At 74.5% G+C, this 22,605-nt stretch carries 16 protein-coding genes; 3 read left to right on the forward strand and 13 right to left on the reverse strand.

The features are described 5' to 3' along the window. Positions 1–176 precede the first annotated feature (176 nt). Positions 177–917 carry a class I SAM-dependent methyltransferase gene (locus tag AC0B61_RS29735; protein WP_471744401.1) on the reverse strand — a complete coding sequence of 247 codons (741 nt, stop codon included), beginning with the start codon at positions 915–917 and terminating at the stop codon, positions 177–179. Positions 918–1,013: 96 nt separating this feature from the next. Continuing rightward, positions 1,014–2,177 carry a GNAT family N-acetyltransferase gene (locus tag AC0B61_RS29740; protein ID WP_471744403.1) on the reverse strand — a complete coding sequence of 388 codons (1,164 nt, stop codon included), beginning with the start codon at positions 2,175–2,177 and terminating at the stop codon, positions 1,014–1,016. A 219-nt stretch (positions 2,178–2,396) separates the two neighbouring features. Between AC0B61_RS29740 and AC0B61_RS29745 the strand changes: the two genes are divergently transcribed. The 3 genes from AC0B61_RS29745 to AC0B61_RS29755 all read left to right on the forward strand — a co-directional run bounded on the left by AC0B61_RS29745 (position 2,397) and on the right by AC0B61_RS29755 (position 6,513). Beyond that, positions 2,397–3,710, forward strand: coding sequence for a preATP grasp domain-containing protein (locus AC0B61_RS29745; RefSeq protein ID WP_471744405.1), 1,314 nt, complete (start codon positions 2,397–2,399; stop codon positions 3,708–3,710). Between the two features lie 65 nt (positions 3,711–3,775). Further along, positions 3,776–5,368: an AMP-binding protein gene (locus AC0B61_RS29750; protein WP_471744407.1), complete on the forward strand. Its 1,593-nt coding sequence runs from the start codon at positions 3,776–3,778 to the stop codon at positions 5,366–5,368. Further along, positions 5,359–6,513, forward strand: a complete 1,155-nt coding sequence (locus AC0B61_RS29755) for a glycine amidinotransferase (protein WP_471744409.1) — start codon at positions 5,359–5,361, stop codon at positions 6,511–6,513. Before AC0B61_RS29750 ends, AC0B61_RS29755 begins: the two co-directional genes overlap by 10 nt. Before the next feature lie 65 nt (positions 6,514–6,578). On the opposite strand, the gene AC0B61_RS29760 is transcribed toward AC0B61_RS29755, so the two are convergent. From AC0B61_RS29760 to AC0B61_RS29810, 11 genes are all read right to left on the reverse strand, one after another. After that, positions 6,579–7,475, reverse strand: coding sequence for a formyl transferase (locus tag AC0B61_RS29760; protein ID WP_471744411.1), 897 nt, complete (start codon positions 7,473–7,475; stop codon positions 6,579–6,581). Further along, a complete protein-coding gene (locus AC0B61_RS29765; protein ID WP_471744413.1) occupies positions 7,472–9,316 on the reverse strand; it encodes an NAD(P)/FAD-dependent oxidoreductase in 1,845 nt (614 codons plus the stop codon). Before AC0B61_RS29765 ends, AC0B61_RS29760 begins: the two co-directional genes overlap by 4 nt. Before the next feature lie 94 nt (positions 9,317–9,410). Next, complete coding sequence (locus AC0B61_RS29770) at positions 9,411–10,346, reverse strand: 3-oxoacyl-[acyl-carrier-protein] synthase III C-terminal domain-containing protein (RefSeq protein WP_471744415.1); 936 nt, start codon at positions 10,344–10,346, stop codon at positions 9,411–9,413. Between the two features lie 16 nt (positions 10,347–10,362). After that, entirely contained in the window at positions 10,363–11,199 is an 837-nt protein-coding gene (locus tag AC0B61_RS29775) for a hypothetical protein (RefSeq protein WP_471744417.1), read from the reverse strand. A gap of 40 nt (positions 11,200–11,239) precedes the next feature. Next, a complete protein-coding gene (locus tag AC0B61_RS29780; RefSeq protein ID WP_471744419.1) occupies positions 11,240–12,814 on the reverse strand; it encodes a carbamoyltransferase C-terminal domain-containing protein in 1,575 nt (524 codons plus the stop codon). Continuing rightward, a complete protein-coding gene (locus AC0B61_RS29785) occupies positions 12,783–14,438 on the reverse strand; it encodes an amino acid adenylation domain-containing protein (RefSeq protein WP_471744421.1) in 1,656 nt (551 codons plus the stop codon). The genes AC0B61_RS29780 and AC0B61_RS29785 overlap by 32 nt, the downstream gene beginning before the upstream one ends. Positions 14,439–14,440: 2 nt before the next feature. Next, positions 14,441–16,189, reverse strand: a complete 1,749-nt coding sequence (locus AC0B61_RS29790; RefSeq protein WP_471744423.1) for a condensation domain-containing protein — start codon at positions 16,187–16,189, stop codon at positions 14,441–14,443. 76 nt (positions 16,190–16,265) lie between these two features. Beyond that, positions 16,266–16,460: an MbtH family protein gene (locus AC0B61_RS29795; protein ID WP_471744425.1), complete on the reverse strand. Its 195-nt coding sequence runs from the start codon at positions 16,458–16,460 to the stop codon at positions 16,266–16,268. Positions 16,461–16,688: 228 nt separating this feature from the next. Continuing rightward, complete coding sequence (locus AC0B61_RS29800) at positions 16,689–18,722, reverse strand: hypothetical protein (protein ID WP_471744427.1); 2,034 nt, start codon at positions 18,720–18,722, stop codon at positions 16,689–16,691. Further along, entirely contained in the window at positions 18,719–20,065 is a 1,347-nt protein-coding gene (locus AC0B61_RS29805; RefSeq protein ID WP_471744428.1) for an ATP-grasp domain-containing protein, read from the reverse strand. Before AC0B61_RS29805 ends, AC0B61_RS29800 begins: the two co-directional genes overlap by 4 nt. Next, on the reverse strand, positions 20,062–22,572 hold the full coding sequence (locus AC0B61_RS29810; RefSeq protein WP_471744430.1) for a non-ribosomal peptide synthetase: 2,511 nt from the start codon (positions 22,570–22,572) through the stop codon (positions 20,062–20,064). Before AC0B61_RS29810 ends, AC0B61_RS29805 begins: the two co-directional genes overlap by 4 nt. Positions 22,573–22,605: the final 33 nt, after the last annotated feature.

Below are 22,605 nucleotides of genomic sequence, written 5' to 3' on the forward strand. Positions count from 1 at the left end.
TCGCCGGGTCCGTCGCCCGGGCCCTTCGCTCGGAGCCGTCGACCTGAGCCGTCGACCTGAGCCGTCGACCGTAGCTGTCACCCGGATCCGTCGACCGGCTGCTGACGGCACGCGTTCAACTGTCAGCCATTCTCGGTTGAACGGCCCCGCCCCGGGGTGATCTTCGCGGTTCCCCCTCAATCCGCGTGCCGGTAGACGGAGATGACGTTGCTCGCGGCCGGCGCTGCGGAGTCCGCGCGCCAGGAGCCGCCGCGCCAGTTGGCGATCCGCTTGACCAGGCGCAGCCCGGCCAGCCTGGCCATCAGGTCCTGTTCGGAGGGCAGCAGCATCCGCTGGGCGATCCGTCGGACGCGGTGTCCGTCCTCATCGAGGTAGAGCACGTCCTGGTCCAGCAGCAGCGACTTCCAGTCGAAGCGCTGGGTGCTGATCGCCATGCCGGAGCCGGCCAGCCGCAGGGTGCTGATCCGTTCGCCCTCCTCGAGGGCCCGCAGTGGCGGGTGCAGGTTCTCGACCACCAGGCTGCCGCCGGGCGCGAGGTGGGCGGCGGCGTTGCGGACCACGGCCAACTGGGCTTCCTGGGTGGTGAAGTGCAGCAGCAGGTTGTAGACGCAGAGCACCAGGCCGAAGCGCCGGTCGGTGGTCCAGTCCTGCGCGTCACCCCGGACCAGCGTCAGGTTGCCGGGCAGCGGCCTTCGGCCGGCGGCGGCCAGCATCTCGGCCGAGTTGTCCACGCCGACCACGCTGCGGGCCGTCCCGGCCAGTGGGAGGGCCAGTCGGCCGGTGCCGACGCCGAACTCCAACACGTCCACGCCGACGGCGAGTTCGGCGAGGTAGGCGATGGTCAGCGGGGTGTCGATCCGGGCGTGCTCCGTGTCGTACCGGGCCGCCTGGTCGGCGTCCCAGGTGAACTCCTCCATGTGCGTTCCCTCCGGTTCGCCCGTCCTCAGCGTTCTCAGCGTCCTCAGCGTGCGTCCCCGGCGTGCGTCCCCGGCGTGCGTCCTCAGCATGCGTCCTCAGCGGCCGAGCCACGGCCGCCACAGGTCCTGGTCCAGCAGGTGCGGCACGGTCGCGAACTGCTGCTCCCAGTACCGCCGTACGCCCCTGCGCGCGGTCGGCGCGGCCGGGTCGGTGCGCGGCGCGCCGGCGGCGGGCAGTGCCACCGAGGCGAGCGGGCCGATCCGGGCTCCGCGGGCGGCCTTGGCGTCGTGGGATCCGGAGCCCAGGTGGAGTCCGCGCAGGCCGGTCTCGTAGCAGTACCGGAGCGGCTCGTAGATCACCACGTTGAAGTACGGGTAGGCGCCGGCGGCCGCGTCGTGGTCGAAGCCGGAGGCCCGCAGGTGGAGCCATTCGCCCCAGCGGTAGGCGAGCGCCACGCCCACCGGTGTCGGCCCGCGCCGGCAGACGAACAGCACGCCGTGGCCGTCGAGGGCCGCGATCTGCCGCTCGAACCGGGTGCGCAGGTCGGCCTCGTCCTCCTCGACGCCGTACTTCTCGTTGCCCAGCCGGGCGAACCGGGCGAGCAGGTCGAGTTCGTCGCCGGGGTCGGCGCGGACGGTGCTCAGGCCCTGCGCGGCGAAGCGGCGGAGCTCCTTGCGGGTGGTCTTGCGCCGGGTGGTGCTCAGCGCGGCGAGGTAGTCGTCGAAGCCGCGGCCCGGTGCGGTCAGCCAGGCGTCGCCGCTGTAGCCGAGCACCGGCGCGAGATCCCCGGCGTACCCGGTGACTTGGCGCAGGCCCCGCTCGGTGAGGTGGAGCAGGTAGGCGTGCTGCTGCCCCTCCGCCGCGGCGAGGGCGGCCAGCCTGTCGAGCAGCGCGGCGACGGTGGCCTGCCGCTCGGCCTCGGTGAGCCGGTCGGCGAGCAGCACCTCGCTGCGGTAGCCGCTGCGGCTGCCGGCCACGCAGTACCGGCCGTCCGGGCCCGGGGCGGCCGCGCGGAAGACGGAGTCCGGGCGGTAGTAGGGGTTGGGCTCGTCGGCCGTGAGGTAGACCGGCAGCGCGCCGGCGGGCCCGGTGCCGTCGTGGGCCACCAGGTAGCGGCACCGCCCCGGGGTCTCCTGCTCGACGAGGGTCAGCCACGGGTGGGAGGCGTACAGCCCAGCCCCGGCGGCCACCGCCGCCCAGTGCGCCGCCGGCACCGTCGCGAGCGTGTCGTGCACCCGTACCTGCACCCGTGTCTCCACCTGTGCCTCCACCCGTGCCTCCATCGTGGCGAAATCCCCTCGTGAATTGCCGGGCCCCACCGCCGGACGGCGGCGAAATCCGGCGCGGAATTGCGGGCCGCCCGGCCGGTGCGGGAAATGCGCGCCGCTTGCACGCCGGACCGTCTGTGGCATCATCCGACGGGGCGGAAATCGAGCTGACGGTCACTCAACCGCCATGTTTTCCACGGGAGGGCTGAGATGGCAAGGGTTCTCATCGGCAACGACTGGGACGAAAACCTCGGCAGGCACGCGGACGGCGCCATCTGGTGGGTCGACCATTTCGTCTGGTTCGCCCGCGACCACGATGTCCTGGTCCTTCCGCAGGCGCCGGAGGAGGAATTCCTGCGGTACGTGACGGAGCACACCGGAGTCGACCGGAAAACGCTCACCGTCGTCGTTCCGCCGAAGCGATCCACGTCGCGTGCCGGAATGCTCACCGGCGAACAGCTCACCGATCCGCGGCTGGCCGCCGAGGTGCTGGCCGCGCTCGGCGGACGGCCGGTGGACGAGGTGTTCCCGATGTGGCCGCACACCTCGGTGGCGGTGCTGGCCGAGCGGCTGGGCGCCCGCGCCGCCCTGCCCGGCCACGCCTTCATCGGCCAGGGCGGCGGCGCCGTGGCCACCAGCAAGGCGGTCTTCCGCGCGGCCGCGGCGGGCGCGGGCGCGCCGCTGCCCGCGGGCGCGGTGTGCGCGGACCTCCCGGCCGCCGAGGAGGCCGTCACGGGGCTGATCGAGCAGGGCCACAGCGTGATGGTGAAGCTGGAGTACGGCGCGGGCGGCGGCGGCAACGAGGTGCTCAGCCCGGTCGACGGCACCCGGCCGGTCGGCGCCCGGCGCACCGTGCACCTGACCGACCGGGCGGCGGTGCGCCGCTACCTGGAAGAGCACTGGGCCTGGCTCACCGACGACGGGGCCCATCTGCTGGTCGTCGAACGGTACTTCGCCGACAGCCGCGCCTACTACGCCGAGTTCCGCATCGAGGACGAGGAGGTCGCCTTCGGCGGCCTCGGCGAGCTGATGCACGCCCCGCGCTACCTGGCCGAGGTGACGCCGCCCGAGCTCGCCGCCGAACTGCAGGCCGCGCTGATCGAGGGCGGGCGGAAGGTCTGCGCACCGCTGCACGCGATGGGCTACCGGGGCAACCTGAGCGCCGATGCGATCATCACCCCGGACCGGCAGGTGCTCTTCACCGAGTGGAACGGCCGGATCACCAGCTCCACGCACGCCTACCGCGTCCTCGGCGAGACCGTGGTCGGCCCCGGCTACACCAAGGACCGGATACTGCTCACCAACGTCTGGCCGCGCGGCTGGGCCACCCCGTCCTTCACGGCGATGCGCGACGCCGTCGCCGGCGCGGGGCTGGCGTACGACCCGGCCACCCGGACCGGCGTGATCATCGTCAGCGGCCACAACCCGGAGCGGCTCGGCGCGACGTACTGCACGGTGGCGGCCGATCCGGACGACGCCTGGGAGGTCAACGAACGGCTCGGCGAGCTGTTCATCCCGGCCTGACCGGCCGCCTTCCCACACCCGCCCGACCTGCCCGACCTGCCCGACCTGCCCGACGGGAGCGCAGCATGACGCGGAAGCAGACCGACAACCCCGGCGAGCCGGTCGCCGAACCGGACGACGCCCCGCCCGCCCCCGACGAGACCCTGGTCCGCCGGTTCCGCGCGACCGCCGCCCGGTTCGGCGACCGGCTCGCCGTGCACGGCCCCTCGGGCCGCTGGACCTACCGCGAACTGGACGCCGTCTCCGACGCGTTGGCCGCCCGGATCCGGCCCACGGCCGGCCCCGGCGACCGGGTCGCGCTCTGGTGCGGCCACGACCTCGCGGCGGTCGCCGCCGTCCTGGCGGTGCTCAAGACGGGCGCGGCGTACGTCCCGCTGGACCCGCAGCAGCCCAAGGCGCAGCCCGCCGTCCTCGCCGACACCGCCCCGGCGCTGGTACTCACCGACGCCGCCCACGCCCGCGTGGCCGAGCGGGCAGTCGACGGGCGGCCGGTGCTGACCATCGCCGGGGGCGATCCCGGGGGCGATCCCGGGAGGCCGGCGTTCGCGTCGGAGGACGCCGTCGGGGCGCCCGCCCGGGTCCTGCCGGACGGCGGTACGGAGACCAACCGGGAGGTGTCGGCGCAGGCGCTGGCGTTCGCCGGACGCCTGAAGCTCACCGCCCGGGACCGGGTGCCGCTGATCGCCCGGCACGCCCTGGACGGCTCGGTGCCCGAACTGTTCGGCGCCCTGCTGACCGGCGCGAGCCTGCACGTCCTCAACCCGTACGCGGCGCCGCCGGCCACCCTGCTGGGCGACCTCGCCGGCCAGCGGGCGACCGTAGTGCACTGCACGCCCGACCTGCTGCGGCTGTTCCTCGTCCAGTTGGAGGCGGGCGCGCCCGCGCCGGAGCTGCGGGCCATCGCCGTCGCCGAGACCGCCGCGGGTGCCGACGCCAGCGCTGAGGACGGCAGCACCCGCGACGTGCCCGGGGTGGCCCGCCACTTCCCCGAGGCCGTGCTGGTCGCCGGGTCCGCCGTGGCGCGCCGGCCCGAGCCCGCCGAGGCGGAGGTGGTGCTGCGCGCCCACCCGACGGTCCGCCACGCGGCCGTGCTGGCCGACCCGCAGGCCCCGCCCGGCCACCGCCTGATCGGCTACGCCACCGCGCCCGGCCCGCAGGCCGCCGCCCCCGAGGACCTGCTGCGCTACCTGCGCGCGGCGCTGCCCGCGCACGCGGTGCCGCAGCGGGTCGTCGTCCTGCCCAGGCTGCCGCTGGACGCGGCCGGCCGGCTCGACCGGTCCCGGCTGCCCGCGCCCCGGGCGGCGGAGCCGGACGGCGAGCCGCGCACGGAGCAGGAGCGCCGGGTCGCCGCACTCTGGTGCGAGGTGCTCGCCCGCGAGACGGCGTCCCTGCCGGACGAGTTCTTCGCCAGCGGCGGCGACTCCGGCCGGGTGATGGGCCTGCTGCAGCGGGTCAGGGCGGAGTACGGCGTGGCCGTCTCGCTGCCGGCCTTCCTGGCCGCCCCCACCTTGGGGACCTTGACCCGGCTCGTCGCCGGGGCGGTCCCCGCCCCTTCCCCCGCTCCCGCCACCGGGCCGGGATCCGCCCGGGACGACGCCCGCGGATCCGCCCCGGAGTCCGCGCAACCACCGCAGAAGGAGGCAGGCCCGTGCGCCTGAACAGCTACGACGGCTGGTCCCCGCTCCAGGAAGTCATCGTCGGATCGGCCGAGAACTACACGACCCACGAAACCGAACTCTCCTTCCAGCTGTTCTTCTACGACCAGATCGCCGAGCAGAAGTCCTTCTACGACCGCCAGTACTACCCGGTGATCTCCCCGCGCGGCACCGGCGGGAGCTCGGGGGCGGGCGCGCAGTCGCCCATCAAGCAGCGGTACGTCGAGGAACTGAACGAGGACGTCGAGGGCATCGCCCGGACCCTGGAATCGCTCTCCGTCACGGTGCACCGGCCGATGCCGCTGGCCGACGTCAGCCGGGTGGAGACGCTGGCCTGGCCGGCCGCCGTGCTGCCGCCCCTGAACATCCGGGACAACACCCTGATCCTGGGCGACGAGATCATCGAGACCCCGCCGCAGGTGCGGTCCCGGTACTTCGAGACGCAGTTGCTGAAGAAGGTGTTCCAGGGCTACTTCGAGCAGGGCGCCCGGTGGACGGTGATGCCCCGGCCGATCATGACGGACGCCTCCTTCGACCCCTCGTACGCCGAGCGCTCCCCCGGCGGGCCGGCCGAGTTCATCAAGGAGCCCGCGCCCTCGCCCTACGACACCGGCTTCGAGATGATGATCGACGGCGCCCAGTGCCTGCGCCTGGGCCGGGACCTGATGATCAACGTCTCGACGGCCAACCACGCCCTGGGCGTCGACTGGCTCGAACGCCACCTGGAGGGCCGGTTCCGGATCCACCGCGTCTCGATGACGGACAACCACATCGACAGCATGGTGCTCGCGCTGCGGCCGGGCCTGCTGCTGGTGCGCACGCCGCGGGTCGCGGAGATGCTGCCCGAGGCGCTGCGCAAGTGGGACATGATCTTCGCGCCCGAGCCGGAGATCAACGCCTTCCCGTCCTATGACGACGACGACCTGGTGCTCACCAGCCCGTACATCGACCTCAACGTGCTGTCGGTGGACCAGGAGACGGTCCTGGTCAACGAGGCCTGCCCGGAGCTGATGCGGACCCTGGAGCGGCACGGCTTCACCACCGTGCCGGTCCGCCACCGGCACCGCCGGCTGTTCGGCGGCGGCCTGCACTGCTTCACCCTGGACACCGTCCGCCGCGGCTCGGCGCCCGAGGACTACCTGGGCTGACCGGACCCGGCACGACGCGGGGGCGGTCCCGTCCTGGGACCGCCCCCGCGTCGTGGCAGCACGCCCTACGGCTCCCGGTGCTGTGCGGCGCCGCGCGGCACCAGGCAGTCGATCGGCGGCCGGGGGCGCGGGATGTGCGGCACCCGCTCCAGCCCGAGCCGGATCCGCAGCCAGGCCCACAGGTCCAGGTGCGGCTTGCGGCTGCGGTGCCGGAAGGTCTCCCCGGTGTCCTCCTGGGCGACGGTGCGCAGCACGGTGTCCCCCGCCTCGAAGACGGTGAGGATCTCCACCAGGCGGTCGATCGCCAGGTGTACCGAACGGTCGTACAGGTGCTCGTCGTTGTCCTGCGGCAGGACCTCCGGCCGCACCACCTCGACCAGTTCACCGCCGTCCAGCCGGGAGGCGACCAGGTGCAGGCTGGCGCCGATGCGCCGGTAGTCCTTGCGCAGGAAGGCGAAGAACACGCAGTGGTTGCCCTTGTACTGCGGGAGGTAGCCGCCGTGGATGTTGATCATCAGGCCGCCGGCCTCGATGACCGGACGCCGCAGGTACGTCGTCCCGCAGACCACCGTCACGTCCGGCTCGACGCCTTCGAGGAATGCCGTGGCCTCCGGCCCGTTGATCCAGTCGACCCGCAGCACCCGCTCCGGCGCGGGCTCCACCGGCGGCGTCAGCGCGGCGAAGTAGCGGCGCCGGTACGCGGACCGGCCGGTGTAGCGCTGGCGGCGCACCTGGTAGGCCCGGGCGAGCCCGTCCGTCCAGGCGCGCCGCGCCCACAGCCGGCGCTGCTGCTCGGCACCCGGCTCGACGACGACGCCGACCAGGTCCAGGTCGCGGGCGATCCGGGCGGTCAGGTAGCGGTGGTGCGGGTCGTCCGAGCAGAGGACGGCCACCCGCAGGCGCTCGCCCGGGGCCGCCGGGGTGCGGTGCCACTCGTGGCCGTTGCGGCGTTCCACACTCATCGCAGCACCTGGCCGGCGGGAAGTGCGGCGGGCAGGCCCTCGGGCAGACCGGAAGGACCGGAGGGAAGACCGGCAGCGCGGGCGGCGGGAAGGCCGGCGGGGGTGCGCGGCCGGGAGCGGCCGTCCCCGGCGGGGCGCAGGAACCGCTCCAGGCGCAGCGGGTGGTACAGCTCGTGCATGGGGTGGGGCCGTCCCTTCAGGGCGGCGACGACGGCCTGTGCCACGCTCGGTGCCTGGGCGAAGCCGCCCGTGTTGTGTCCACCGGTGATGACACCGACCCCGTCGGCGGTGGTCGGCAGCGTCTCGAAGACGCCGAGGTTGGCGGAGGTCCAGGGGCGGACGCAGACCCGGCGGCTGCGCCGCAGCGAGCCGTCCGCGCGGGCCCGGGCGTACGCCTGCGGGAAGAACTGCCGGCAGGTGTCCTCGACGGCGGCGAACATCCGCTCCAGGGCGGCGGGGTCGACGTCGGCCGGGTCCGCGCCGGTGTAGCCGTAGCCGGAGCCGACGACCAGGACCGGGCGGCCGGCCCCGTCGGTCCCCAGGGTCACGTTGGCGTCCTCGGTCAGGTGGCCGCGCCGGGCGATCTTGAGCGAGTGGAGCAACCCCGGCTCCGGATTGGGCAGTTCCATCCAGACGCCGAGCACGCCCTGGATCCGGCCGGCCGAGCGGGTGCCCGCCAGCAGCTCCCGGCCGTAGGCCCCCGGCGAGAACACGAAGCTGTCGGCCGTCACCACCTCGCCGGGCAGGCGCACGCCGTGCAGCCGTCCGCCGTCGGCCCACTCCAGCCGCTCGACCGGGGTGGACCAGCGGAACACCGTCCCGGCCCGCTCCAGCCAGGAGACCAGCCGGGCCATGAAGGCGTGCACGTCCACCGTGAATCCGGGCACCTCCAGGCCGCCCGCCAGGTCCGCCGTCGCACCGGCGAGCCCGGGGTGGCGCCGGCGCAGCTCCCTGGGGCCGAGGACGCCGCGCAGCGCACCGAGGCCGGCGTGGCGCTGGACCGACTGCTCCAACTGCGCCTCGTCCGTGTAGAGCCGGAGGATCCCCGGCGTGTACCCCACGTCCCGGAAGAGCCCCGGGCACTCCTCCCGGAGCGTGCGCCAGAGCGTGCGGCTCTCCCGGTTGAACGACAGGATGTCGTCGTGGTAGATCTGGGCCAACCAGCCCGGGACGCCCTCGAATTCGGCCGTCCAGCGCTCCTCCTCGGCCGTGAACGGTGTCGCCTTCACGTTCCAGCCGCGGGCGTCGAGCGAGCGGCGGAAGACCCCGTTGACGAACGGCCGGTCGGCGGCGGTCCTGGCGTGGTAGTCGTCGGCCTCGGTCAGGGTGAACATCCGGGCACCGCCGCCACCCCGGCTGCAGCCGTACGCGGACCAGTGCAGCGCCGTCCTCGGGTCGGGCCGCGCGTCGAGGATCCGGAGCCGGTGGCCGGCGCGGACCAGGTACCAGGCGGTCAGCAGGTTGACGACCCCGGCGCCGACCAGGACGACGTCGCGGCCGGGGGACTCCGGCAGCGCCACCCGCTCGCCGTCCGCGCGGCAGCGCTGCTCGGCGTGCCGGAGCGCCGTCAGGAAGGCCCCGGTCGGCGGGCCGACGACCTCGAAGAGCGGACGCGAGGCGTCCGCCCGCCCGACCGGGGCCTCCCCCGCTTCGAACGCCCGTACCGTCACCAGGCCCTGGTCCGATGACGCGGGTTCCCCGTCCGCGGCCTCCCGGTCGTCGGCGACGACGACGGCCCGCCGGGGATCGGTGCGGAACCCGGCGTGCTCCCGCGGGTCCGTCCCGTCCTCGACGAGGTCGCGCACCGCGCGGTCCACTGGGCCGGTTACGACTATGGGCATGGTGGTTCCCTACGATCGTTCGTTCTGACGTTCGTTCGCCGGTGCAGGTGCTTGCCGGGGCAGGTGTCCGCCGGTGCAGGCACTCGCCGGGTGGTCAGGCGAGCCGCTCGACGGCCAGCGAGGACCAGGAGTTGGGGCCGTCGCCGAAGGCCAGCACGTGCTCGCCCGGCCGGATCGCCCCGCGGTCGGCGCAGTGCGCCAGGGAGACCAGGCTGTCCGCCGAGAAGCAGTGCCCGAACTCGGCCATCGGGCCGACCAGCAGGCGGTCGACCGGCACGCCCATCGCCGAACAGAGGAACTGCTGGGCGACGGTGCGGTAGTTGGGGAAGAGCAGGTGGTCGAAGTCCTCGGCCGCGCGGCCGCACTGCCGGGCGATCTCCCCGGTGCCCGCGACGGCCAGCGCGACCGTGGCCAGGATCCGGTCACCGGTGCCCGCCCCGGCCGTGGCCCCGGCGTCGGTGACGGTGGAGACGCCGTGCACGGCGAAGCGCACGCCGCATCCGGACGGTTCGGCGGCCGGTTCGGCGGCCGGTTCCGCGGCTGCTTCGGCGGCGGTGACCAGGCAGGCCACGGCGCCGTCGCTGACCACGGAGAGGGTGTCGGCCTGGCTCCGGTCGCCGTCCAGCACCCGGTCGGCCAGCAGGAGGAGCACCCGGCGGTGGGCGCCCGAGGCGAGCGCCTGCCCGGCGAGGTGCAGCGCCGGGCCGAGGTTGCCGCAGTCGTGCCCGGACACCCGCAGGTACCGGGTCGCGGGCAGGCCGAGTCCGCGGACCAGCCGGGTCAGCGAGTCGCTGCTGCCGTGGTCGTTCTCGCTGACGTAGACCAGCAGGTCGGGCGGTTCGACGGCGGCCTCGACGGTCCGGGCGCCGGCCGCCGCGGCGAGCTGCCAGATCTCGCGATCGCTCGCCCGGTACCAGGACAGGCCGGTGTCCGGGGCGAGCAGTTCGGGCTCCAGCCGGTCGGCGAGTTCGGCGATCGGGCGGCGCTCGCCGTGTACGTACGCGATGGCGGAGAGGTGCAGGCCGGTCATCGGCCGCCGCCGGAGGTCACGTCCATGAGACCACGGTGCGGTCGTCGATGAAGCCCATCAGGAAGGACAGGTTGGTCCGGTTCCCCCTGCTGGTGTCCACGGCGTGCACGTAGGCGCCGTTGAAGACGTAGACGTCCCCGCGCCCGACGTCGACCCGCAGTTCGTCGAAGCCGGCGAGGGTGTCGGCCGGGTAGGAGAACCCGGTGTGCTCGATCCCCAGGCGCCGCCGGCTCTCGTCGTCGGGGCGGATGTTCCAGATCACCAGCCGCCCGCCCTCCTCGTGTTCGACGCACATGTTGACGGCGCAGACCTCGTGCTCGCGCACGCGCTGGATCTCGAAGCCCGCCTGTCGCGGGTCCGCGCACTGCGCCTCGTCCTCGTGCGGTTCGAGGGCGAAGCTGCCCTCCTTGTCCCAGGCCCGGACCAGGGCCGGGCAGGCCTCGGCGCCCTCGTGCTCGGCGATCCTCAACACGGCTCCGTGCCGGGCGAGTTCGCCGGCCAGGCCGGACCGGAAGGTGTCCCAGGGCGAGCCGGGCACGTCGAGCACCTCGCGGACGTGCGCCGCGATCCGCGCGGTCTCGGCGAGGTAGGTCGCGGTCGACTTGTTCCAGTGGTACGAGCCGATGTAGTGCGAGGGCTCCCCCTCGCGGTGGCGGCGCGCCGGGCTGGACCAGAACCGGGCGACGGACTCCTTGCGCGCCTCCTCCGGGATCACCCCGCGGAACATGACGCCGAGCCGCCGGCCGCGCAGCACCTCCAGGACCAGCCCGGGGTCGAACGCGGTCCGCTCCTCGAGGCGGAAGAACTCCGGGTCCGCCTCGAACCCGGCGACTGGACGAGCTTGTGGACTCACGGTCGTTCCGCCTTTCCGTCGGCGACGCCGGGTGTGTCGATCACGCCCTCGCCCCCCGCCGCACCGCGAAGGTGTCGCCCACGACGTAGCCGTCCAGGCCGTGCTCCTCGCCGTACCGGATCAGGTCGCTGGTCCGGTTGATGAAGCCGCGCCCGGAGAAGTTGAGCGAGGTGTTGCACAGCACGCTGAACCCGGTCAGCTCGCGGAACGCCGTCAGCAGCCGGGCCATCTCCGGGTTCTGCTCGGGGGTCACCGTCTGCGCCCGCGCGGTGCCGTCGACGTGGGTGACGGCCTGCAGCTCGTCGGACTCCACCTGGCTGAAGTAGAGCATCCACGGGTCGGGGACGGAGCCGCGGAACCAGCGGTCGGCGTCCTCCTCCAGACAGATCGGGGCGATCGGCCGGTACGCCTCGCGCTGCTTGATCTTGTTGAGCCGGGTGGTGGTGTCCCGGCTGAACGGCGCGGCCAGGATGGAGCGGTTGCCGAGCGCGCGCGGGCCCATCTCCCAGCGGCCCTGCGCCCAGGCGATCACGCTCCCTTCGCCGATGTGGCGGGCCACCTCGGCGAAGTCCAGCGGCCGGACGTCGAACCGGGCCGGGTCGAAGGCGGCGTCCTCGACGAAGGCGTCCCCGGCGTAGACGTCCCAGTCCACCGCCGCCGATCCGGTGTAGTGCAGCTGCGCGTCGATGGCCGTGCCGAGGGCCGAGCCGCTGTCGTTCGGGCAGGGCGGCACGAACACCTCGGGGAACAGGCCGCTCTCCCGCCAGCGGCGGTTCCACTCGCAGTTGAGCGCGCACCCGCCGGAGATCAGCAGCGGGTAGCCCCGGGTGAGCTCCTTCGCCGCGTAGTCGTGGAAGCGGTCGAAGATCGCGTCCGACAGCCGGGCGGCCACGTCCTTGTAGGCCTGGGACTCCACACCGATGTCGTGGAACGGGGTCCAGGTCATGTCGTCCTTGGCCAGGCTGAGGATGATCTGGTCCTGGTTCAGGATGAAGTCGATCAGCTCCTGCTCGACCGCCGTGGGGCCGCCCGGCCGGGCGAAGCCGGTCAGGGCCATCTGCTTGCCGGCGTCCTGGAGGCGCAGCAGGCCCTTGTTCGCGGGGAAGCGCGGGTCGGCGAGGGCGAACAGGTAGGCGTACTTGTTGCCGGGGTCCGCCAGGACGTGGCGCAGGTGGGTCACCGTGCCGTGCTCGTCGACCAGGTAGAAGGAGCCGATGTTGCCCTCCCAGACCAGGCAGTAGCAGGGCTGCCCGGGCCGGAAGGAGGAGAGGCCGAGCGCCGTCATGATGTGCGACCGCTCGTGCGTGGACGAGAAGATCCGGACGTCCTTGCCGAAGAACCTCCCGGCCTCGTCCGACACCGCGCCCGGGCCGACGCCGAAGTAGCCCGTCCGGGACGGCGGTTCGACGGAGTACGCGCCCTTGACCCAGCCGCCGACCGCCACGGCGTCGGGGATCCGGCCGAGCCGTTCCGCGGCGAGCAGCAGCACTTCGGCGGTCAGCCGGTCGTAGCGCGGGAAGGAGTCCTTCTCGGCTTCCAGGGAGAACAGCAGCCGGCCGTCATCGATCGCGGCGATCGCACCGTCATGACCTTCTTTGAATCCCAGAATCAGCATCTTGCCCACCTCCGAGCGGTCTGTCTGCGTCGAGTTCGAGCAGGGCTGTGCGATCGAGCTTTCCGTTGTGCGTCCGGGGGAACGCGTCCACGATCACGAACCGGGACGGGACCATGAAATCAGGCAGTTTCCCGGCCGTATAGGCGCGCAGACCGCGCTCGTCGACCACCTCGGCCGACTGCTGATCGAGCGTCAGAACGGCGAGCAGCGAACGGTTTTCCGCCCGGTCACCGGCGACCAGGACGGCGGCGTCCGCGACCCCGGGGTGTGCCGCCAGCACCGCCTCGACCTCGGCGGGATCGACCCGGACCCCCCGGATCTTCACCTGCTCCTCCGCCCGGCCGACGAACTCCAACGACCCGTCGCCGCGCCGGCGCACGAGGTCGCCGGAGCGGTACATCCTTCCCCCGGAGCCGAAGGGGTCGGCGACGAAGCGTTCGGCGGTCAGTCCGGTCCGGCCGAGATAACCGTGGGCCAGTCCCACCCCCGAGGCGTACAGCTCGCCGACCTCCCCGTCGGGGACCGGCCGCAGCCGCTCGTCCAGGACGTGGACCGGCTTGCCGGCCAGGCCCCGGCCGATCGGCACCGGAGCGTGGGCCACCGTCTCGGCGCCGACCCGGTGCGTCGTCACGAAGACCATGCACTCCACCGGCCCGTAGCCGTTGACGAAGCGCAGCCCCGGAAACTCCCGCACCACCCGGGCGGCGTGCCCGGGTGAGAGCGGTTCGCCGCCGACCAGCAGGTCCCGCAGCCCCGCGAACGCCTCCGGGTGGGTGTCCATGATCACGTGGAACAGGACGGTCGGGAGGTTCATCGTGGTGACGCCGTGCCGGGCGACGAGCCGTGCCATCCGGAGCGGATCGGGGCTTCCCGGGTGGATCACGCAGGCGCCGCCGGAGAGCAGCGGCCCCCACAGCTCCAGCGCGAAGGCGTCCCAGGAGACGGGCGCGCACTGCAGCCAGACGGTCTCCGGGCCGAACCGGGTGTACTGCTGCCCGAGGACGGTGCCGACGATCGCCCGGTGCGGGGCGGCGACCACCTTCGGCCGGCCGGTGGAGCCGGAGGTGAAGATCACGCAGGCGGTGTCCCCCGGCCGGGCGCGGGCGGCGCCGTGCGGCAGCGCGGGGCCGGGGCCTCTGCCGGCATTGAGACGGCCGGTGAGGTCCGTCGGGTCCGTCGGGTCCGCCGGGTCCGTCAGGGGGACGAAGGCCGCCGGGGTGCCGAGCCGGTCCGCGTCCGCCGCCGCTCGGGCGACCACCACGGCCGGGTCCGCGTCCTCGACCATGGCGCGCAGCCGCTCCGCCGGGAAGGCCCGGTCCAGCATCAGGTAGCCGGCCCCAGCCTTCAGCGCGGCCAGGATGGCGATGACCATCTCCGTGCCGCGTTCCAGGTGGACGCCGACCAGCGCCCCGCGCCGCACCCCCGCGTCCACCAGGCGGCGGGCCAACCGGTCCGCCCGTTCGTCCAATTCGCGGTAGCTGAGCCGTTCGTCCTCGCAGGCGACCGCCAGGGCCCCCGGAGTCGCGGCCGCCCGCTCCTCGAAGATCTCGTGCAGGCACCGGTCGGTGGGTGCCCCGGGCCGCCAGGACGGCAGGTCCCCGTTGAGTCCGATGTCGGCGGCCACCGCTACGCGCCCCGGCCGGTGCCGCTCGGCGCGGCGGGCCGGCGGGAGATCGGCGGCAGCGGGTCCTTCCGGTCGGAGTCGCCGAGCCGGCGGGCGACGCCCGCGACCGTGGGGTCGTCGAAGAACTCGCGGACGCCGAGCCTGGCCCCGAGCACCGCACGGATCCGGCTGACCAGCCGGGTGGCCGCCAGCGAGTGCCCGCCGAGCAGGAAGAAGTCGTCGTCCACCGCGATCGGCGCGCGCTGGAGCACCTCGGCGAAGAGTCCGCACAGGGTGTCCTCCAGCGGCGTGCGGGCGCCCCGCTCGGCCGTCGGGACGGGCGCGGAGGGCGGTAGGACGGGCCCGGGGGGCGGCGGGACGGGCCCGCGCCCGACCGGTCGCTGCTGCCGGACGGCCCGGCCGCGGTCGAGCGGGAAGTCGAGGCGGGCCCGGCCGATCGGCGCGTCGGGGTCCGCGGCCGCGGCTTCGAGCAGGAGCAGCAGGCTGCGGGCCAGGTGCCGGGCGGTGTCCCGGTCGAACAGGTCCACCGCGTAGGCGAGCACGCCGTCGATGCCGCCCGGGCCGCCGCTCGGGGAGCGGGTCTGGTTGAGGTCGAAGACGAGGTCCAGCGTGCCGCTGTCGGTGTCGATGCTCTCGTGGCGGCTCCGGACGCCCTTCAGGTCCAGTGCGTTCTCCACGCCGTCGTAGAAGGCGATGGAGACCTGGTGGAGCGGGTTGCGGTCGAGCGACCGCTCCGGGTTGAGCGCGTGGACCAGCTTCTCGAAGGGGAGGTCCTTCTGCTCGAAGGCGGCCAGGTCGGTGTCCCGGACGCGGCCCAGCAGGGTCCGGAAGTCCGGATCGCCGGAGGTGTCGACGCGCAGGACGAGGGTGTTCACGAAGAAGCCGACCAGGTCGCCCAGCGCGTCGTCGCCGCGGTCGGCCACCAGGGTGCCCACCGGAATGTCCGCCCCGGCGCCCAGCCGGGTCAGCAGTGCGGCGACCGCGGCGTGCAGCACCATGAACGTCGTGGCCTGGCTGTCGCGGGCCAACTCCTGCAGCCGACCGTGCAGTTCGGGCACCACCCGGAAGGGCACGGTGCCGAGCTCCCGGCTGGGGACGGACGGCCGGGGACGGTCCACCGGGAGATCCAACTCCACCGGTACGCCCGTGAGTTCGCCACGCCAGTGGGCCAACTGCCGGGCCAGCACGCTCTCCGGGTCGTCCTCGCGCCCGAGGACCGCGCGCTGCCACACCGCGTAGTCCCGGTACTGGACCGGCAGCAGGGGCCAGCGCGGCGGCGATCCCGCCAGCCTGGCCGCGTACGCCTGGGCGAGGTCCCGCCAGAACGGCCCGGCCGACCAGGCGTCCCAGGCGATGTGGTGGAACACCAGCAGCAGCACGTGCTCCTGCGGCGCCAGGACGAACAGCCAGGCGCGCAGCGGCCGGTCCACCGTCAGGTCGAAGCCGCGCCCGGCGGCCTCGGCCACCGCGGCACGGACCTCCGGTTCGGTCGACTCGGCCACCACGAGGGCCGGCCGGCCCTCGCCGACGGGCAGCACCCGCTGGCACGGGCCACCGTCGACCAGCGGGAACACCGTGCGCAGGACCTCGTGCCGCGCCGTCACGTCCCCGAGTGCCGCCTCCAGCGCCACGGCGTCCAGCGGGCCCGACAGCCGGAACGCCTCCGCCGAGTTGTGGGCTGCCGAGAATCCCTCGACCTGGTTCAGGAACCAGAACCGCTCCTGTCCGAACGACAGCGGCGCCGCAGACATGTCCCCTCCGTTTCCTGCTACTCGCTTCTGCTCTCTCTGCTGCCTTCTACTGCCTTCTACTGCTGTGCCGGCGGTATCAGGCCGTCAGGCTCGCGGGCCTGAGGTCCGTCCAGGTCCGCTCGACGAATTCCAGGCATTCCGCCCGGCTCGCCGTCGTCAGGGCGATCCGCCAACCGGCGGGGACGTCAAGGAAGTCGGGCCAGAGCGAGTGCTGCCCCTCGTCGTTGACCAGCACCACGAAGGGGGCCTCGGGGTCGTCGAACGGATTCAATTCTCCACCTTTCCGCGCGCCTTGATCCTGCCTCGGTCCTGCCTCGGGAATCGCCTCGGCATCGTCTCGGCATCCCGACCACTACATCCGACCGGCCCGGGCGTGCACAAGCTTTTCCCGGTGCGGCCCGAGCACCGCCCGTACAACTGTGACGCAATGTCAGTTGCACGGTCTTGCAAGGCATTTCCGGCGCATTCCCGCTGTCCCCTGCGCCGATTCCTTGCCTCGTCACCCCGTCGGCAGGACCGCGCCCGCCGGACGCACCGCCACCGGCCGGGACGCGCTGTGCACCTGCCCGCCCGCCACCACGATCGCCCGGACGGCGTGCTCGTGGTGGGCGAAGGCGTGCTCCCCCACCTCCACCTCCGCCCGCACCTTGACCGGGCTCCCGGGCACCAGCAGCACCCGCTGCGGCTCCGGTACGGCCAGGCCGTGCGCCGCGGCCTTGGCCACCTGGACCAGCACCGCCGCCGGGAAACCCTCCCCCGCGCCGTCGGCCGCGGTGAGCGTCACCTCGACCTCCACCCTGCCCGGACGCGGCCAGACCGCCGGGCAGTCCAGGGCGATGCTCCGCACCGGCGTGCCGGCGGGCAGGTCGAGCACCGGCCCGCAGCGGTGGCAGGCCCACACCTCCCGCCGCAGCCGGGGGTAGGCCGGATGCCGCCCGGTCACGGTGGCCGTCGGCCCGTCGCAGTACGGGCAGTGCCCGGCGCCGGGCACGGCCGTCGTCTCCAGGAAGTCCTCCCAGACCTCGTTCAGCGCGGACTCGCTGACCTGCCCGAAGTCGTGCAGGTCGAGCGCCACGCCGTACTCCGCCTCGGCCACCAGCTCCAGCAGCCGCTCCACCGGGTCGCCCTCGGCGTCCGTCGGCACCACCGACGGATCCCCTTTGAGCGCGGCCACCGCCACGCTCACCTGCGCGTCGAGTTCGGCCAGGCCCATGGCCGGCAACAGCCCGGCCAGCGGCAGTTCGCGCAGCGCCTGGATCGCCAGCCCGGCCTGCCGCAGCCCGGCTCGCGCCTGCCCCTCCGCACGGGATCCGGGCCGGTCGAGCAGCGCGGCGAGGTCCTCCAGCCGGGCCGGGTCGGCCCCCGGGACGGGCACCACCCAGGGCAGGCCGAGCACCACGTGGTGCGGCACCTCCCGGCCGCCCGCCTGCCGGTTCAGCAGGACGCCGAGCTGTCCCACGGTGGCCCCGGCCGCCGCGGCGCGGTGGGCGAGGCGATTGAGCCTGACGTCCGGGACCATCCGGTGCACGGCCCCGATGAAGGCGGCGGCGCCGCCCTGCGCGAAGGCGTTGGCCAACCGGTAGTCGGCGGCGACCAGGCCCTCGCCGGGCCGCCAGGAGGTGCAGCTGTTGGCGAAGACGACGTCGGCGCGGACCTCGCGGGCCGGGACGGCCCCGGCCGCGTCCACGCCAGGGCGGAAGCACCGCCCGGTGAAGGCGCAGCTCGGCGCCCCGGCGGGCACCGGGTCCGGTCCGGGCGCCAGGACCGGTACGGGCACCAGTACCGGTACGGGCACCGGGCCCGGTACGGGAGCCGAGGCGGTGACGGCGCCGCAGACCACGGTGTCGGCGAGGACCAGGCCGTGCTCGCGTCCGGCGGCGGCGAAGGACACCAGGCCGTGCCGCCGCCCGGTGAGCAGCGGTGCCACCACCTCGGAGCGGGCGTCGGCGCCGGTGACCCAGTGCAGACCGGGGACGTCCTGCCGCTGCGGGCCGCCCCACGGGGCGATGCACAGCTGCGGGTGCTCGGGCGGCGTCCGCAGGCCGCAGCCCAGGCCCTTGGCGATCAGCCGGCTCAGGTCCTGCGGAGTCCGGCCGCACAGCACACCGAGCGCCGCCTCCCCCCGGCCGGCGCGGCGCAGCGCGGCCGTCGCGTCAAGGGCTTCGAGGACGAGGTCCAGGGGCAGCTCGTCGGCGAGGGCGGCCAGTACGACGTGGTCGGCGCGGGCGTCGAGCGCGGGCAGGTCGCGGGGCGCGCACTCGGCGAACGTCCCGCCGACGCGTTCCGCGAGGGCGGCGCCGAGCGGGGCGGCGGCCGAGCCGGGCGGTGCCAGCACCAGCACGCCGCCGGCCGGGCGGGGCGGCGGGCCTTCCGGCAGGCCGCTGGGCCGGAGCGGGTCGGCGGGCAGTCCGGTGAGCAGGCCGGCGAGCCGGTCGTCGGCCTCCCCGAGGACCGGGATCCGGGCCGGATCCCGCAGGACGTCGAGGTAGTCGGCCGGGTCGGGGTGCGCCGAGTACGGCGGGCGGAGGGTCACGGTGTCACCGCGACCGCGTCGTCCGCGCCGTCCGCGTCGACCACGTCGACCACGTCGACCGCATGGACCGTGAAGCCGCCCGGCCGGCCGACCCGGGAGGCGATCCGCCGCACCGCCAGGTGGTCCGCGGCGACCTGCGCCGGGTCGGGGTCGGCGAGCACCGCCACCCCGAGCTTGTGCGCGTCCATCAGGTCCAGGGTCCGCGGCACCTCGTCGCCGTCCCTGACGTTGACCTTGAGGTGGCAGCAGCTCGGCAGTTCGGTGATGGCGTCGAGGCCGGCGATCCCGCTGATCGGCCCGGCCGAGCGGACGGAGAAGAAGACCACCAGGACGGTCATCTCCAGGTCGTAGTCCAGGCGGACGGCGCCCTCCCCGGCCAGGTGGCGCACCGCGCGGTCGATCAGGTTGTCGCCGGTGGCGAGTTGGCAGGCCCACGGCTGCGCTCCGCCCGGCGGCCTGGCGTTGACCTCCATCAGGAGGGGCCCGCGGTCGGTGACCATCACCTCGGTGTGCGCGACGCCGAACCGCACGCCCAGGGCGTCCAGCACCTGCCGGGTGTAGCGCAGGAGTTCATCGTGGCCGGGCGCGTCGTGCGGGACGAACTCCATGCTCTCGTAGATCGCCGTCCGGCCGCCGGAGTGCTGTTTGCGGTACCGGACGATGTCGGTCACGGTGTGGACGCCGTCGTGGCTGAAGGTGTCGACGGCGTACTCGACGCCGGTGACGTACTCCTGGACGACCACGTCGGTGAGCTGGATGCCGTGCCGACTGACCGCCCCGGCCAGCCCGGTGACGGCCTCGCGCCAGCCGGCCCCGCCCGGGTGCCTGGTCACGCCGTCGCTGCCGGAGGCGTTGGCGGGCTTGACCACGAGGTCGCGCCCGGTGAGCTCGCGCTCGCGCAGCCAGTCGGCGACCTGCTCGGGGTCGCGGGTGCAGAGGGTCTCGACGATCGGCAGTCCGGCGGCGGCCACGGCCGCGTACATCTCGCCCTTGTGCCAGCGGGCGGCGGCGAGTTCGGGCCGGTTCGCGCGGTCCGGGGTGAGGTCGGCGGCCAGCCGGTCGGCGAGCCGGACGCCGTGCTGCTCGCCCGGGAGGATCGCGACCGGCGCCAGCTCGCGCAGCCGGTCCCGCACCGGGTCGAGCAGCCGGGGGGTGATCGGTGCGGAGTCGTCGGCGCCGTACTCCAGGTGGTGGTCGAAGTCCGCGGCCCGGAACGAGGCGGCCAGCGGGGCGGCCGAGCGCAGCGTGACCGCGCAGGTCGCGAAGCCGGCCCGGCGCAGGGCGGGCGCGTACATGTTGCCGGAGGAGTAGGGCTCGACGATGACGACGACGGGGCGGCTCATTTCGCCCCCCGGGTGGCCGGGTGGTCGATCCGGGCCGCCAGCAGCTCGACGGTCGGGCACTCGAAGAGGTCGCCGATCAGGACCCGCTTGCCCAGCTCGGTACGGACCTTGGAGATCACCCGGGTGGCCAGCAGGGAGTGGCCGCCGAGGTCGAAGAAGTCGTCGGTGACCTCGATCTGCGGGATCGCCAGGACCTCCCGCCAGATGCCGAGCAGCGCGGCGGCCGTCCCGGACGGTTCGGGCGCCGCGCCCGGCCGTCCGGCCTCGGCCCGGTCCGGCGGCACGTCCGGGGCAGCGTGGTCCGGCGGCACCTCCAGGGCGGCCCGGTCCAGCTTCCCGGTCGGGGTGAGCGGCAGCGCCGGCCGCAGGACGAACCGGGCGGGCACCATGTGCTCCGGCAGCAGCCGGGCCGCGTGCGCCCGCAGCTCCCGCGCGGTCGGGGGCCGGCCCTGGTCCCGGGCGACGACGTGCCCGACCAGGCCGCGGCCGGTGGCGTCCTCGTACGCGGTGACGGCCGCCTCGCCGACCTGCGGATGCTCCAGCAGCCGCGCCTCGACCTCACCCGGCTCGACCCGGTGGCCGCGGATCTTCACCTGGTGGTCGGCCCGGCCGAGGAACTCCAACGAGCCGTCCGCCCGGTGGCGGGCCAGGTCGCCGGTGCGGTACATCCGGCTGCCGGGCCCGGGGGCGAAGGGGTCGGCGACGAAGCGTTCGGCGGTCAGCCCGGGCCGGCCGGCGTAGCCCCGGGCGACGATCGGTCCGCCGACGTAGAGTTCGCCGACCACACCGGTCGGCGTCGGTTGCAGCGCCTCGTCGAGCAGGTACACGGCGGCGTCCGTGATCGGCCGGCCGATGGAGGGCAGCCGGGGCCAGTCGGCCGGGTTCCCGCGCAGCCAGTGCGTGGTGGCGACGCTGGTCTCCGACGGGCCGTAGCCGTTGCGCAGCACGCAGCCGGGCATCTGCTCCAGCCAGCGCACCAGGTCGGGCGCCATCACCAGCTGTTCGCCGCCGGTGACGACGGTGCGCAGCCGGGTGGTGCGGCGCCCGTCGGGGCGGGCCGCCCAGTGCGCGATGTTGAGCAGGCCGGAGTAGGGCGCCTCCAGGTGCTCGATCGCCTCGCTCTCCAGCAGGTCGAGCAGCGCCTCGGGCTCGCGCCGGACGGCCTCGTCGGGCAGCAGGACGAGGCGGGCGCCGGCGTGCCAGGCGCCGAAGATCTCGCAGAACGAGGCGTCGAAGCTGAGTGCGCTGAACTGCAGGACGTGTGCCCCGGGTTCGATCGCGGTCGCGGTGACGTACCAGTCGAGGATCCGGACCAGCGCGCGGTGCGGCATGGCCACGCCCTTGGGGCGGCCGGTGGAGCCGGAGGTGTGCATCACGTAGGCGAGGTCCTCGCCGTGCACCGGGGTGTCCGGGTCGCCGGCCGGGCGGTCGGCGAGGTCGCAGTCGGCCAGGTCGTGGAACTCCCGTCCGCTGTCGGCCAGTTCGGCGAGGCGGGCGGTGTGCGGGCCTTCGGTGAGCACCAGCCGGGGCGCGCACTCGGCCAGCGCCTCGGCGGTGCGGGCGGGCGGCGCGGCGACGTCCAGCGGCACGTAGTGGCCGCCGGCCTTGAGCACGGCCAGCATCGCGGTGAGCATCGCGATGGTGGAGCCGCCGTAGAGCGCCACCGCGACCTCCGGCCCGACCTGCCGCTCGCGCAGCCAGTGGGCCAGCCGGTTGGCCCGGGCGTTCAACTCGGCGTAGCTGACGGTCTGTCCGGCCTGGACCAGCGCGACGGCCTCCGGCGTCCGTTCGGCCCAGGCCTCCACCAGCCGGTGCACCAGCGCCGCGGTGGGCACCGAACCGCCCGTACGGCACCACTCGCCGAGCAGCAGGGCCCGTTCGGCGGGCGGCAGGACGGGGGTCCGACCCACCGGGACGGTCGGGTCGGCGACGACGGCGGCCAACAGGGTGTGCCAGCGCGCGTTCCAGCGCCGGACCTCCTCCGGGCGGTGGTCGAGCCGGGCGTGCAGACCGGCGGGCGACCGGCGGACGGCCAGCGCGGGCCACCGGTCCGAGCCGGCCGCCGGTGCCGCTGAGGCCGCCGAGGTCGCTGAGGCCGCCGAGGCACCGTCCGCCGGGCCGTCCGCCGTCCCGGCCCCGGGGTGCAGCTCGATCCGCAGGCCCGCCGGGGCCTGCGCCGACCCGACCGGCGCCTGCTTGCGCAGCCGTGCCAGCAGCTCGGCGAAGGACGGGTCGTCGGCCAGCTCCAGGCGGTGGACCCGGCTCCGGGCCGGCTCGCCCGTGCTCACCGTCAGCTCCGGCTCCCGTTCCCCGCCGTGCCGCAGGACGAGCACCGCGAACGCGGCGAGCAGCGTCAGCTCCTCCGGCACGTCGTGCGCGCGGCTCAGGTCGGCGATGCCGTCCACGAGTCCGTCGGGCAGCAGGTCCGGCAGTACGCCGGTCGGACCGGCGGGGAACGGGACCGTGCTCCCGGTCGTCGTGGGGTCGAGGCCCTCGGCCATGGCCATGCGGCTCCTTCACGTGTCGAGTCGTGGGCCCGG

This window comes from Kitasatospora sp. NPDC023385 (genome assembly GCF_055664045.1).

What these genes read in the sequence shown, in the direction of transcription:
- AC0B61_RS29735 (WP_471744401.1), bottom strand. Translation starts at nt 917, where the DNA reads ATGGAGGAGTTCACCTGGGACGCCGACCAGGCGGCCCGGTACGACACG.
- AC0B61_RS29745 (WP_471744405.1), top strand. Translation starts at nt 2,397, where the DNA reads ATGGCAAGGGTTCTCATCGGCAACGACTGGGACGAAAACCTCGGCAGG.
- AC0B61_RS29750 (WP_471744407.1), top strand. Translation starts at nt 3,776, where the DNA reads ATGACGCGGAAGCAGACCGACAACCCCGGCGAGCCGGTCGCCGAACCG.
- AC0B61_RS29760 (WP_471744411.1), bottom strand. Translation starts at nt 7,475, where the DNA reads ATGAGTGTGGAACGCCGCAACGGCCACGAGTGGCACCGCACCCCGGCG.
- AC0B61_RS29765 (WP_471744413.1), bottom strand. Translation starts at nt 9,316, where the DNA reads ATGCCCATAGTCGTAACCGGCCCAGTGGACCGCGCGGTGCGCGACCTC.
- AC0B61_RS29770 (WP_471744415.1), bottom strand. Translation starts at nt 10,346, where the DNA reads ATGACCGGCCTGCACCTCTCCGCCATCGCGTACGTACACGGCGAGCGC.
- AC0B61_RS29780 (WP_471744419.1), bottom strand. Translation starts at nt 12,814, where the DNA reads ATGCTGATTCTGGGATTCAAAGAAGGTCATGACGGTGCGATCGCCGCG.
- AC0B61_RS29790 (WP_471744423.1), bottom strand. Translation starts at nt 16,189, where the DNA reads ATGTCTGCGGCGCCGCTGTCGTTCGGACAGGAGCGGTTCTGGTTCCTG.
- AC0B61_RS29805 (WP_471744428.1), bottom strand. Translation starts at nt 20,065, where the DNA reads ATGAGCCGCCCCGTCGTCGTCATCGTCGAGCCCTACTCCTCCGGCAAC.
- AC0B61_RS29810 (WP_471744430.1), bottom strand. Translation starts at nt 22,572, where the DNA reads ATGGCCATGGCCGAGGGCCTCGACCCCACGACGACCGGGAGCACGGTC.